This is a genomic window from Flagellimonas abyssi (assembly GCF_019457905.1).
GTDB classification, from domain to species: Bacteria; Bacteroidota; Bacteroidia; order Flavobacteriales; family Flavobacteriaceae; genus Flagellimonas; species Flagellimonas abyssi.
The window spans coordinates 40662-54116 of sequence record NZ_JAHZSV010000022.1 but is presented as its reverse complement, the minus strand read 5'-3'; the positions used below and the strand labels follow the sequence as shown (position 1 = coordinate 54116).

The window sequence follows — 13455 nt, the reverse complement described above, 5'->3', positions numbered from 1 at the left end:
ACGCCCCTGTTTATTAGGCTAGTTTATCTTTCAAGAATTAGTAAAACGTTTCATCATCAACAATCAAACTAATTCCGGCAATGTCTTTAGCAAAAAAGTTAGAAGATACTGCGTTTAGTGGCAAAACCAATCCATGTACTGGCAATCCAGCTAAGTAACCAGTTTTTTTAAAGATTGTAAGTGCTGTTTTGATTACCGTTGTGGTCAGCCAATATTCCAACAAACATCAAGAGAGCAATAATGCTCTCCTGAATTGTAGGGTATGCTCCTTGGTCTACTTTAATATTTCAGCTGGTTTATTTCGATGAATCCCCAATATTTCTATAAACCTTTCCGCCCTTCATTACAAAGACCACATTATCCATGGTGGAAATAAAATCATTTTCCAGATTTCCTTTTACTGCAATAATATCCGCATATGCCATAGGACTTATTGTGCCGATGTCCTTTTCTTTATTTAAGTGCATAGCAGAAATATAAGTGGCGGACTGCAGGATATCAAGGGGTTTCATGCCGGCCTCAAAATAGGTTCGCAGCATATCTGTGGATGATTTACCACGACTGACTTCCATTTTGGTATAATTATCGGAACCTGCCACAATGGGAACCCCTTTTTCAATAGCTGTCATTAACCTCTTTTTTCCTCTACTAATATATCCATTCACCCAATCCATGCCATCTAAGTCATCACCTATTAATTTGGCGTAAGTTTCCATATAAGACCTGCTGTTTTCCGTAGGAACAAGAAAAATCTTTTTTTTAGCCATGAGGGTCAATGTAGAATCGGTTAAGTTGAATCCATGTTCAATACCGTCCACACCAGCCTCTATGGCATTTCTTGCAGATTCATTGGTAATACAGTGTGCAGTTACAGTGAGGTCATATGCATGGGCCATTTCAACTATGGCAGACATTTCTTCTATGGTCAAAAATGCTTTGTTGGGAAGGTTGTCCGCACAAATTTTAATGAGGTCCACATTTTGGTTAACGTGTTCCCGGACAGCATTTTTTGCATCTTCAGAAGATTTAATGATTCTATATTCCAGATCAATAATATTTTGATGCTGATGTGTTACTCCATAAACTTGACCTCCAACAGCACTTAAAATAGGGCCGGCGGCAAAGATTCGTGGACCATCAATGGTTCCCTCATTAATTGCATCGCGAAGGGCCACATCCAAATACAGCCCAGAATTGCCCAAATCCTTAATACTGGTGATTCCTTCCTCTAGATAGCTTTCTGCTCTTTTGGCTCCCCGTAAAGCCCGTAATGCATCACTTTCCATGGTAAGGGTCTGTATACTGTGGTCTGCAAAATCTTCATTGGCCTCTTGGGAAAAAAGAACATGGGTATGAGCATCGATCAATCCGGGAAGAACTGTATAATCGGACAGGTCAATTACCTTTTTGTCTTTGTCCATCTTACGGAACCCGGTAATGGATTTTATTGTGGAGCCTTGAATATGAATAATCTTGTTGGGCAATAATTGATTGCTCTTACTGTCATACAAAAAGCCGGCCTTGATGAAAACATCACTTTGTTGCCCAATTGATTTGGTGTGAGGGTATAAGAAAATCAGCAGGAAAATAACGAGTACTCTGGTCATGTCCAGCTCAATTTAAGAAATTTTTTACGGCTATACTTAGTTTTCATCAATCACATTTCCGCTTCCCAAGATATTTTTGGTTACGTGTGGATTTCCTTTGTAGAATACTTTGGCACTGCCATCGATTTTCACATCAAGTTCGTCCGTACAGCTGATTTCTACATCTCCGGAACCCATAATAGCTATTGAACACTTATCGGCTAAAAATGAAAATCCGGAAATTCTGCCACTTCCTTCGTTTTCTATACGTAATGTGTTTGATGTTCCTGAGAGACTGATGTCGCCAGAACCCAAATTATCCAAATAAAACTCTGGACTTTCCACGTTGGCAACTTTCAATGTGCCAGAACCTTTATTGGCAACACCGTTCAATCCTTTTGCCATAATTTCGACGCTGACATCAATATTTTTATAGTTATGTCCCGAAGTAAGGTAAATTTCCAAGACACCGTCTTTGATTTCTGTTTTAACAAGGCCGATGATGTTGTCATCGGCCGTTATTTTTACACTTTGGGCATTACCTTGAACAATGTTCACATTTGCTATTCCATCCACTGAAATAGCGATAAATGCATTGAGTTCCCTGTTTTCAGTAGTGAGCACACCTGAACCGGAGATATCATCCGATGTACATGATACAAGGGACATCACTACTAATACTATTCCAACAATACTATTCTTCATTTTCTATTTTGATTGATTTTCCTTGCTTATGTCCTTGAAAAAAAGCATTTCTTTAATTCTTTTTGAAGCTCCATCATAGAATCCAGTTTCATGTGAATAACCCTTGGGGTTATTGAAAGTGCCAAAGATGATATCGAAAATGGGCAGGTCGGAATAATTGTACGCATGTATACCCTTGGCATGGTGCACGGTATGGCTTTCAGGTCGTTGGATGAGATATCCTAACCATTGCGGGGTAACAATATTACTGTGCTGAAAAATGCCCAAAAACACGGTAGTCAATAAGATAATGGTGGACGCTCCAGGGGTAAAACCAGTAATTCCAACTAGGCAAAGACTTCCTAAAAGCGTAAAACCTGCCATGTCCATTGGGCTAAAGTAAAAGGCACCGTACGTATCTATACGTTCTGCACTATGGTGCATTTGATGGAAAACTTTCCACAGAAAATCGCTTTTATGAAGGCTGTAATGCCAAAGAAACAGGCCAAATTCATAAATAACTACACCTACTACCGCACCTCCTAAATCTCCCAAGAAGGACAAATCAAAAAGCTGGTATTTAGATATATAACCGTCCCAAATTAGAGGTAAATAACTGGATAGGTAAAAAAACACTCCGAAAGTGAGCAGTCCTCTGGTTTTCCAATTCTTGACCTTTGGTAGCTCCCTGGCAGGAAACAACGCCTCCCAAATCATTAAGCTTGCATACATCCCCAAGACAACCAAGGAGATAGGGTCCAATAAAATTTCTAGCGGTGTAGGTAAATTTTGTAGTGTCTCCATGATTGTTAAATTTTAGATTTAAACTTAGCGTTGAACTCCATTTTCCTTCTCTTCTTTATGGCCCATAATCCTTCATTGGATTGATAGGCCTCAATAAATAATTGTCGTTTCATTTTTAATTGATTTTTGAATTGATGAATAAACACGGGTGTATCCCGCTGATTTTGAGAGCGCAAACCTAGCGTGACAATTTTAAATCAAAAAAAAGGGGGAGGTATATGGAGTGTACAGCGTAAGAATAAGAAGTAGACTTGATTGCCTATCAGGTAGACATCAGGTAGACAAAATGTATTCTGAATATTGTAAAATATTGAAAATCAATAAATTATTTTTTATTTAAAATCCAACAAAAAATCAAACAAATCTGTTTCAGGAGACAGGTTCAACTTTTTTCTGAGCCTGTAGCGAGCTGTTTTTGTACTCTCCGGGGAGATGCCGAGGATGTTGGAAGCCTCTTTGATGGATAAATTGAGCCTGGTGAGGGCGGCAACTTTTAAGTCATTTGCACTTAAATCGGGGAATTGTAGCTTCAAGTTGGTGAAAAATTCAGGATGTACATTTTCAAAATGTTGCTTAAAGTCTTCCCAATCCTTTTCCTTGCCCTGATTTATTTTTATGGTTCTTTCCATATCGGTCATAATTTTGCTGACCTGATTTAATGTAGTTGCTTTTTTTGCATCTTGTATTTTGTTCTGGAACTCATCCAATAACTGATTTTTTTGAACAAAGTTCATGGCATATGAAGTAAGTTCCCGGTTTTTGGTATCCAGTTCACCCTCTAGGTCCATACCTTTGAGCTGTTGGTTTTCCAGTTCTTTTTGGGCAATAATATTTTGTTGTTCCAGCAAATGTTTTTGGTTTTTTGAACGTTGCCTCATGCTTTTGATCAGGAAGAAAGATAATAGGGCAATGATCCAAATACCGCCGATCAATATCCATTGTATGATTTTGCTCAATTGCTGCCTTTTGGAAAGCTGTTCCAGTTCGTTTGTCTTTTGCTCCAGTTCGTTCCTGAATTCCAAACCGGCAATTTGATGGGATTTTTTAATGGTAAAGAGAGAATCCTTTAAATCTACATATCGGGAGAAATAGTATAAGGCCGAGTCGTTTTGTTGGGTCTGTCTTTTAAGATCTGCCAAATTTTTTAAAATTGACAATTGATAATTTTTCAGGTTCATTTCATTGGCCCTGCTCAGTGCTAGCTTAAAATGCATGTCGGCCAACTCATACTCTTTTTCCATGGTAAACATTCTGCCAAATTGAAGCAGGTTGCTCACCATACCATCTTTATCGTCTATTCTTCGCCCAAGAGTCAACGATTGCCTAAAATGGTAATTGGCCTGTTCTAGGTCGCCCTGTTCCAAATATACACGGCCCAACCGATTGTGGGCCTCTGCCATACCATATTGAAAATTGTTTTTGGTATGAATATTAAGTGCATTGCTGATATTGGTGTGGGCTTTGTCCAACCGCCCTGTTTCCATTTGTAGGGTCCCCAACTTTGTATACGCAGTGGCAACTCTGTTATCCAAATTTAGCTGACTAAATCCATTGATGGCCTCGCGGTAATTTTTAAGGGCCAACGAATCTTCATCGATATCGGCATACACCATGCCTATATTTAATTTTATGTTGGAGACCCCCTCAAGGTCATTTAAGCCTTCATACAGTTCCAGTCCTTCATAAAGATCAAAGAGAGCATTTTTTGACTCACCGAGCGTCCAATGTCCTACTCCTGACACCCTTTTGGCGAAAGCGGCACCCTTGGAATACTTTATTTCATCAGCCAATGCATAGGCTTGCTGGCCCAACTTCACTGACTCCGCGGGGTCCCTTATCCATAAATCATACCCCTGTTGGGCTATGCTATCGATTATTTTTGTCTCGGGACTTGTTTGTTGGTGGTTTGGTTTGTCTTGTGAAAAGATACTGAAGCTAAAAACAAGCCAAAACAACAATGTCCAGAAACAGTTTGTAATGCGAGGTTCCATTACTGGCTGATTTAGATATTTTGGATTAAAAATTCTAAAATTAAAGAATTGTATTGAATTGAAAATCCTATTGTTATCAAATGGCAAAATATGACTGAAATGGAAATAATCGTAGCGCAAGGAAACCTGTCCCTTTGGCTGTTGTGGTTTATTTTCTATAATTGGCTCCACTTCTGCCATTGGTTGGGAAAGGAGCACTATCAAAAAATGTACAAGGTTCAACTTTTGCAATGATGGAGTTTCATAACTACTTCAATTGACTCTACTGTATTTGTTCAAGTATTCCAGAGGAGTGACCCTTGTATGTTTCTTAAAAACATCCCTAAAGGCCTTTGGGTCATTGTACCCCACATCATACATAACTTCATTAACGGTTTTTCTTCCTTTTTCCAGCTCCTTTTTTGCGGCCTCTACCTTAACCCGTTGCAAGTATTCGATGACTGTGTTCGAAGTTGCTTTTTTAAAACGTCTCTCAAAAGTGCGTCGACTCACGGCAACTTTTTCGGAAAGTTCATCCACGGTAATCTTATCCAAGTAGTTTTTTTCTATAAACTCTTGGGCTTTCAAAACCTCTTTATCGTTGTGGGATTTTTGTCCTTTAAAAATAATAAAGGGCGATTGGCTGGCACGGCTGATATCAATTTCAAAAATTTTTGATGATAGGACGGCCATTTCACGGCCTGCAAATTTTTCGACCAAATAAAGATTCAGGTTTAAAGATGAATAGGCCCCTCCACTGGTATACAATCCATTTGAGTCGGTAATGATCTTGTCATCGATCAGGTTAACTTCTGGATACATGGCCCTAAACTCACTTGCAGCCAGCCAATGGGTGGCACAATCCCGTCCATCCAACAAACCGGTGCCGGCCAGTATAAATGCACCAATGCACAAGCTGGCCACCTCGGCACCCTTACCATATTGTTGTTTGATCCAAGGAATAAATGCTTCGTTTTTGGCAACCACCTCCTTGTAATCGCCATGTATGGCAGGGATTATGATCAAATCCGTTTTGTCTACCTCATCAATTGTAGTATTGGGTATAATGCTGAACATTCCATTGCTCAACCTTGCTTTATTATGGGTGCCAACAAGGTGTGTAGAGAACAATGGAGCTTTACCAGCTTTTTTCAAGGCATCATTGGTCATATTGAACATTTTAAAGGTGGCCTCTAAATTGCTCAGGCTAGAATCGCCTTCGGGAACAAGTATCGAAATATGTTTCATATTACAAAAATCAATGGATTGTGGTTGACTTAAAGGTAGACCAACATCTTGTCGTAATCAACCCGTGATATTGACGTAAATGTACCTCTAAAGTACGGATTGGTACCTGTATCTTTGGTAACCTGTTGAATATTAGATAAGAATAAAGGATTGAAAGATTATATTAAAGAAGCTACTATTTGAAACGGGAGAAAATTTTCAGCTCACTTTGGTCTTAACAAACCTTATATATCTCAACATATTAAACATAGATAAAATGGATGATAGAGTTTTAAAAGAATATGATACAACAACATCAAAACTTGTAGGATTGCTTTCCTCATTGACCAATGAGCAACTCAATTCAAGACCTGTAAATGGCGGCTGGACAGCGGGACAGATCGGCGATCATTTGGATAGATCTTATAATGTATCCAATATTTTGATGGGAACCACGGAGGAGGCGGAGCGAGCCCCTGACCAAAAAATGGAGGAAATACGCGAACTATTTTTGAATTTTGATATAAAAATGGACTCACCCAAAGCTGTGGAACCAACCGATAGACCGATTGACAAGAAAAATCTCCTGACCAGTTTGAAGAAGAAAATTGAATGGGTGAACCAAACCTGCAAGGATATGGACCTCTCAAAAACGTGTTTGGATTTTGAAATCCCGGAATATGGTCCGTTCACTCGCCTGGAGTGGATAGGTTTCAATACCGTACATACACAGCGCCATATCCATCAACAGGAACAAATCATTAAATACATTACAGCATGATACCTAAAAAAATCTGGGTAAACCTTGGCGTAGAAAATGTGGAACGAACACAGGAATTTTATCTGGCATTGGGAATTAAGCAAAATGGCATTCCTACAAATGATTTGGTAAGCTTTCTATTTGGCGAGGATGAGTTTGTGATTCACTTTTTTGAAAAAGAAAAACTAAGGACAAGTCTTGAGGGAGAAGTGGCCGACTTGGATCAAGGCAACGAAATTATGTTCACCCTCTCGGCCGGAAGCAAGCAAGAAATCCATGATTGGTTGGATACCGTGAAAAAGTTAGGAGGGAGTATTAGATTTGATCCTAGAAAAGACAGCAAAAAGTTTTATGACGAAAACGGTTATTACGTCGGCGTTTTTGCCGATTTGGATGGGCATTTGTTCAATTTGTTTTGTAATTTGAATGGTTAACCTGTTAAAATTCAAACAAATAATGATACTTCAAAAATTTAAAATAACCATTAATGCTACACCCGAAAAAGTATGGAAAATACTTTGGAACGATAGCACCTATCGAAAATGGACAACTGTTTTTGCGGAAGGATCTTTCGCCGAAACCGATTGGCAGGAAGGAAGCAAGGTTCTTTTTCTCGGCCCCGAAGGGAGAGGCATGGTAAGTCGAATCAAACGGAACATACCCAATGAGCGAATGACCATAGAACATTTGGGAGTTGTTGAGGGAGGTATTGAAAACTTTGAAAGTAAGGAGGCCAATCAATGGGCAGGAGCAACAGAAGATTATACGCTAGAGTCGGTCGATGAAGGAACCCTATTGCGGGTAGAAATGGAGACAATCGAAGAGTACAAGAACTTTTTCGAGGAAACTTGGCCAAAAGCGCTGGAGAAAGTAAAGGAACTGGCAGAAAAGTCATTATAAACACATATATCACATTAATTTAAAACCTTACACAATGAAGCTAAGCCCTTATTTAAATTTTAACGGAAATGCCGAAGAAGCCTTTAATTTTTATAAGTCAGTATTTGGTGGAGATTTTACAGCAGTCATGAAAATGAGCGATGCACCGGACAGCGATAAAATACCAGCAGAAGAAAAGGACCGCATCATGCATATCTCGCTTCCCATTTCCCAGGACATCACATTAATGGCGTCGGATATTTTACCTTCTATGGGCCATTCCCTCAACAATGGTAACAACGTTTACCTATCGTTGCATCCCAACACTAAAGAAGAAGCTGACCGTTTGTTCAAAGGGCTTTCCCAAAATGGTGATATAGAAATGCCCATGGCCGATCAATTTTGGGGAGATTACTTCGGAAGTTTCGTAGATCAGTTTGGTGTTCATTGGATGATCAACTATAACCCAGAATTTTAGTAATCTTTCAAAAATTTACAGAAACCGCTATGCACAACAGTTATATTGAGCAATCTATAAAAATAGTGGAAGTGTTTTCTACCTCTGTGTCATCAATTGAACAAGCTGAATTCCTTTTGGATAAACTCCAAGAGGAATTCCCTTGCTATGAGATCAATTTTGATTTGGAAGATTGTGATAATATTCTCCGTGTAGCGAGTGTTGGTTCCAACATAGATTCCGAAATGGTTATCTTGATTATGGACAAGCATGGGGCAAAAATCCAAATATTATGATTATTTAATGGTCACAATAGGTTGACCATATAAAGAAGGTGTACCCAGAGACAAAAGGAAAATAATATTGCATACATTTACACCTAAATAAGTTCTTTACTTAATTTCTTTATCAAAACGATAGGGGTTCTCGACAAGTCATTGTCGGGATTAAAAGGGAATCGTGTGTAAATCACGAGCTGACGCGCAACTGTAAGTCCGATTCCAATTTGGGATAGCATGTTTTTGCCAATTATGCCATTGTCCACCATATATAGTGGATGAGAAGGCGGCAGAAATCGAACAAGCCAGGATACCTGCCTATATCGTTCCTACTTTGTAGGATTTTGACGGTGCCTTCGCGTAAAGGGCAGGTCGAACGTTTGATGTTTGTTGGTTTTCACCATAAATATTCCCTGCGTTCTTCTTGTTTAAGGCATTGCGAAGTTGAGCTAAGGAGCTTTTATCTAATTATTCAATTTTATAAAAGCTTTAGCAATGAAAACAAGCAATTTGGGCTACCCTAGAATTGGGGCCCACCGTGAGCTGAAAAGAGCTTGCGAAAAGTATTGGTCCAACAAAATTTCTTTGGAAGACCTTATCGAGGCGGGTAAAAGTATCCGAACGGAAAACTGGAAGCTTCAAAAAGAGAAAGGAATCGAACTGATTCCATCCAACGATTTTTCCTTCTACGATCAAGTTTTGGACACCACCTTAATGGTCGGGGCCATTCCAGAGCGTTACAAAAACGCTAAAAAGTCAAGCAAGAACATTTTGGACCTCTATTTTGCGATGGCCAGGGGTTTACAAAAGGATGGAGTGGACGTCATCGCCATGGAAATGACCAAATGGTTCGATACCAACTACCATTACATTGTCCCAGAATTTACAAAAGAACAAGAATTTGAATTGGTCTCTCAAAAAATCGTGGAAGAGTTTAAGGAAGCTAAAAACCTGGGCATTCAGACAAAACCTGTGCTTTTGGGTCCTGTGACCTATTTATTGTTGGGCAAGGAAAAAGAGGAAGGCTTCCAGCGTCTTGATCTTTTACCGAAATTACTTCCCGTCTATCATTCTATTTTGAAAATGCTGGCAGATGCAGGAGCAACGTGGGTACAGTTTGATGAACCTATACTTTCCACAGGTCTTTCAGAAAAGGAAAAAGAAGCAATCGGTAAAGTCTATAATGGAATTACAGAAGCATTTTCGAACCTAAAAATCCTATTGGCCAGTTATTTTGGCGATTATGGCGATAACCTCGATACCGTCCTAAACCTACCTGTTTGTGCCCTGCATTTGGATTTAAGACGTGGAGCGGATGATTTGGATAAAGTTTTGGAAACGGGAAGGCTACATCAAAGTACATCTTTGTCATTAGGTGTTATTGACGGTAGAAATATCTGGAAAAATGATTTTGAATCCTCACTAAGGTTTATTCAGAAAGCCAAAGAAAAATTAGGGGAAGAACGTATCATTATTTCACCGTCCTGTTCATTGTTACATGTGCCCCATGATTTAGATTTGGAGCAAAATGAAGAGGTTCTATCAACCGAAATAAAGAACTGGATGGCGTTTGCCAAACAGAAATTGGAAGAACTCCAAAGCTTGAAAATACTAGCGAACAATCCAGACTACAAGCACCAACAGCTATTTTTGGACAATGTCGCATCCATGGAAAAGAGACGTAATTCCAAACTGATCCATAAAACCAAGGTAAAACAACGGCTCGAACATTTGGAAGCCAAGGATTACCGTAGAGAGTCCTCATTCGATAAAAGAAAAATCCTTCAGGACGAACATTTAAAATTGCCACTTTTTCCTACTACAACCATTGGTTCCTTTCCACAAACGAAAGAAGTTAGGCAAAAGAGGTCACTGTTTAAAAAAGGAGAGCTTACGGAGCAGGGGTATGTGAATTTTTTAATGGAACAAACGTTTGAGACCATTCGTTTACAAGAAAATATAGGCCTAGATGTTCCCGTTCACGGCGAATTTGAACGGAATGATATGGTGGAATACTTTGGAGAACAGTTGGAAGGCTTTACGTTTACCCAAAACGGTTGGGTGCAGAGTTACGGTTCGCGCTGTGTTAAGCCACCGATTATTTATGGGGATGTTTCAAGACCTGTTCCCATGACGGTCTTTTGGACATCGTTTGCACAATCATTGACCAATAGACCTGTAAAGGGAATGTTAACGGGACCGGTAACCATCTTGCAATGGTCCTTTGTCCGGGATGACCAAGCACGCTCCGTGACCTGCGAACAAATTGCATTGGCCATTTTGGACGAAGTACTTGATTTGGAAAAAGAGGGCATCAACATAATACAAGTAGACGAACCAGCAATTCGCGAAGGTCTGCCCCTGCGTAAAAAGGGCTGGCAAACGTATTTGGACTGGGCGATAGGAGCCTTTAAACTGTCCACGAGCGGTGTGAAGGATTCCACACAGATTCATACCCACATGTGTTATTCCGAGTTCAACGACATTATTCAGAGCATTGCGGATATGGATGCCGATGTGATAACCATAGAATGCTCCCGTTCCCAAATGGAATTGTTGGATGCCTTTTCCGAGTTTGATTATCCCAACGATATTGGTCCCGGGGTGTACGACATCCATTCTCCAAGGGTTCCGTCCGAGGAGGAGATCATCAAATTATTGCAAAAAGCAGAAAATGTATTGCCAGCATCCAAATTGTGGGTAAATCCAGATTGTGGTCTAAAGACCAGAGGTTGGGAGGAAACCATCAGTGCGTTAAAGATAATGGTGTCCGCAGCACAGCAGATGAGAGAAACTGTTGGTCAACCATCAAATTAAAATAAATTGGGGCCAATATGCGTATTGGCCCCTTAAACAAAAAGAATATGGTAAACGAAAGTAACATCCGCATTTCACCATTGCTCAGTTTCGACTTTTATTTGGAAAATTATCACAAGTTGATGTTGCAACTCAAAAAAGAAGTTGATTTGAAGCAGATGAAATCACTCTTGAGAAACGATATTGACCACAACATCCAACAGATTATAAAGACAGAGGATTATGATGCCTTGGTGATTACCGATTTAAACCAAGCAATAGTCTGGGTAAACGAGGGTTTTACAGAAATGACAGGCTACCATAAAAAATATGCATTGGGAAAAAAACCTAGTTTTCTGCAAGGAGCCGAAACATCAAAAATGATTAAAAGGCAGATTAAAGAGCAGCTTGTGTCCCATCATTGCTACAAAGGGGCCATAGTAAATTATAGAAAGAGTGGGGAAGCCTATCGTTGCCAAATCAACATCTTTCCAATCTACGGTTCTAAGGGAGACCCCACCCATTTTATTGCATTGGAAAAGGAGTTGCTGGCCGCTTAAAAAAGAAAATTAATTTGCATGATCTTCTTAAGATTGCAACTATCCTGTTTTATCTTTGCAATACCAAATAATCGTTTTCGTTGACGAACCGCAGTCTTCCCATAGTATTCACACTTTTATATATAATGGCCATGTTGCGGCCTGTTATGCCCGTGTTCGAATATATGGTGAACCAAGATTATATTGCGGAATACCTTTGTGTGAACAAGGACAAGCCCATGTTGAATTGTAACGGAAAGTGTTATTTGGCCAAAATGCTACAAGAGGAACAGGACGAGAAAAGGCAAAATTTGCCATCCATTAATTTAGAGGAATATCCAATCGGTTTTGTGAACATCCTTTTCTGTGATTTTGTGGAAATTATATCGGAAACGAACAAGTTGCCCGAATTTATACCGAGTGATCCCAGGCAGTTCGCTCAATCTGTTTTTCACCCGCCCAACTGTTGATTCAAATTTTATTGGTTCTAAGGCTATTTTCCATTTTGGGGTCATAGTCCTATGCAAAAGTATTTGGTGATGTTCATACCGTCCACCATCCAATGCTGCGCAATTAATTTTAACAGGAAATCCAAACCATTATGAAGGATTTCCCATAACCTTAATATTTGAATTAAAATGAAATCATTATATAAATTATCCACCTTACTGTTTCTATTTGTTTCTGTAACCTCTTGTAGTGATGACGATTCTTCCCGAGACGAACTAACGGGATCGGGAATGGTCAAAATTGAATTTGACAATAGTGTTGCAGGAGACGACCTTATTTTGGGCTCTTCGTACACCAACTCCCAAGCTGAGACCTTGACCATAAACCGCCTTAATTACATAGTGAGCAATTTTAGGCTCACCGATACCCAAGGTAATGTGTTTACTTACCCTAAAGAAGCGGGCTATTTCATAACAAGCGAAGAAACTGGTAATACTGAAGTGGTTTTGATGGATGTTCCCGCCGGGAGGTATACCTCTATGACCTTTGGTATAGGTGTGGACCAAGAAAAATACCTTTTGGGGGCAGAAGGCCAAGGTGATTTGTTGACCGAAGCCGAAAGTACTGAGATGATGTGGTCTTGGCAAGCAGGATATAAGTTCCTAAATTTTGAAGGTACGTTCACGTCCTCAACAGTACCGGAAAACACTAATTTTCAAATTCACATGGGAAGCCACGGCTCCAGCTTGGACAACTATAAGGAGACTACCTTGAGTTTGGGCACCGAAGCTTTGGTAAGCGATAAAATGACCCCAATTATTCATCTAGTGGTCAATGCAGGTAATATTCTAGACGGTGACAACAAAATATCGCTGACAGAACAGGCTGTGATTATGGTGAGTGAGGAAAAATCACCAAAGATTGCTGAAAATACCGCGAATATGTTCAGTGTGGATCACGTGCATAACGGAGATGGAAGCTCACATTAAAAGATACTTTGGGCTGTCCTTTTACGGACGGCCCAT

Annotated in this window: 14 protein-coding genes and 1 riboswitch; of the genes, 9 read left to right on the top strand and 5 right to left on the bottom strand. The window is 39.7% G+C overall.

Translation table 11 applies throughout. The features are described 5' to 3' along the window. Nucleotides 1-296: 296 nt before the first annotated feature. The 5 genes from K1F36_RS14390 to K1F36_RS14370 form a co-directional block, all read right to left on the bottom strand. A complete protein-coding gene (locus K1F36_RS14390; RefSeq protein ID WP_220114463.1) occupies nucleotides 297-1607 on the bottom strand; it encodes a metal-dependent hydrolase family protein in 1311 nt (436 codons plus the stop codon). A 36-nt stretch (nucleotides 1608-1643) separates the two neighbouring features. Next, nucleotides 1644-2291 carry a head GIN domain-containing protein gene (locus K1F36_RS14385; protein WP_220114462.1) on the bottom strand — a complete coding sequence of 216 codons (648 nt, stop codon included), beginning with the start codon at nucleotides 2289-2291 and terminating at the stop codon, nucleotides 1644-1646. 3 nt (nucleotides 2292-2294) lie between these two features. Further along, nucleotides 2295-3074 carry a sterol desaturase family protein gene (locus K1F36_RS14380; RefSeq protein ID WP_220114461.1) on the bottom strand — a complete coding sequence of 260 codons (780 nt, stop codon included), beginning with the start codon at nucleotides 3072-3074 and terminating at the stop codon, nucleotides 2295-2297. A 332-nt stretch (nucleotides 3075-3406) separates the two neighbouring features. Further along, on the bottom strand, nucleotides 3407-5065 hold the full coding sequence (locus K1F36_RS14375; protein ID WP_220114460.1) for a tetratricopeptide repeat protein: 1659 nt from the start codon (nucleotides 5063-5065) through the stop codon (nucleotides 3407-3409). Nucleotides 5066-5317: 252 nt separating this feature from the next. Then, nucleotides 5318-6292, bottom strand: coding sequence for a GlxA family transcriptional regulator (locus K1F36_RS14370; protein WP_220114459.1), 975 nt, complete (start codon nucleotides 6290-6292; stop codon nucleotides 5318-5320). A 256-nt stretch (nucleotides 6293-6548) separates the two neighbouring features. Between K1F36_RS14370 and K1F36_RS14365 the strand changes: the two genes are divergently transcribed. From K1F36_RS14365 to K1F36_RS14325, 9 genes are all read left to right on the top strand, one after another. After that, the gene (locus tag K1F36_RS14365) at nucleotides 6549-7052 is read left to right on the top strand and encodes a DinB family protein (RefSeq protein ID WP_220114458.1); all 504 of its coding nucleotides are present in this window, start codon (nucleotides 6549-6551) and stop codon (nucleotides 7050-7052) included. After that, nucleotides 7049-7465 (top strand): VOC family protein, encoded by a 417-nt coding sequence (locus K1F36_RS14360; RefSeq protein WP_220114457.1) that lies wholly within the window; start codon nucleotides 7049-7051, stop codon nucleotides 7463-7465. The genes K1F36_RS14365 and K1F36_RS14360 overlap by 4 nt, the downstream gene beginning before the upstream one ends. Before the next feature lie 22 nt (nucleotides 7466-7487). Further along, nucleotides 7488-7931: an SRPBCC family protein gene (locus tag K1F36_RS14355; protein WP_220114456.1), complete on the top strand. Its 444-nt coding sequence runs from the start codon at nucleotides 7488-7490 to the stop codon at nucleotides 7929-7931. A gap of 34 nt (nucleotides 7932-7965) precedes the next feature. Further along, nucleotides 7966-8388, top strand: coding sequence for a VOC family protein (locus K1F36_RS14350; RefSeq protein ID WP_220114455.1), 423 nt, complete (start codon nucleotides 7966-7968; stop codon nucleotides 8386-8388). A gap of 29 nt (nucleotides 8389-8417) precedes the next feature. Further along, complete coding sequence (locus K1F36_RS14345; protein WP_220114454.1) at nucleotides 8418-8663, top strand: hypothetical protein; 246 nt, start codon at nucleotides 8418-8420, stop codon at nucleotides 8661-8663. A gap of 107 nt (nucleotides 8664-8770) precedes the next feature. Further along, a riboswitch (cobalamin riboswitch) is annotated at nucleotides 8771-8981 on the top strand. Between the two features lie 159 nt (nucleotides 8982-9140). Continuing rightward, nucleotides 9141-11462, top strand: a complete 2322-nt coding sequence (metE, locus tag K1F36_RS14340; RefSeq protein WP_220114453.1) for a 5-methyltetrahydropteroyltriglutamate--homocysteine S-methyltransferase — start codon at nucleotides 9141-9143, stop codon at nucleotides 11460-11462. Between the two features lie 47 nt (nucleotides 11463-11509). Continuing rightward, entirely contained in the window at nucleotides 11510-12001 is a 492-nt protein-coding gene (locus K1F36_RS14335; RefSeq protein WP_220114452.1) for a PAS domain-containing protein, read from the top strand. Between the two features lie 80 nt (nucleotides 12002-12081). Beyond that, nucleotides 12082-12450 carry a hypothetical protein gene (locus K1F36_RS14330; RefSeq protein ID WP_220114451.1) on the top strand — a complete coding sequence of 123 codons (369 nt, stop codon included), beginning with the start codon at nucleotides 12082-12084 and terminating at the stop codon, nucleotides 12448-12450. Nucleotides 12451-12618: 168 nt separating this feature from the next. Further along, nucleotides 12619-13419 carry an MbnP family protein gene (locus K1F36_RS14325; protein WP_220114450.1) on the top strand — a complete coding sequence of 267 codons (801 nt, stop codon included), beginning with the start codon at nucleotides 12619-12621 and terminating at the stop codon, nucleotides 13417-13419. The last annotated feature ends 36 nt before the right edge of the window (nucleotides 13420-13455 follow it).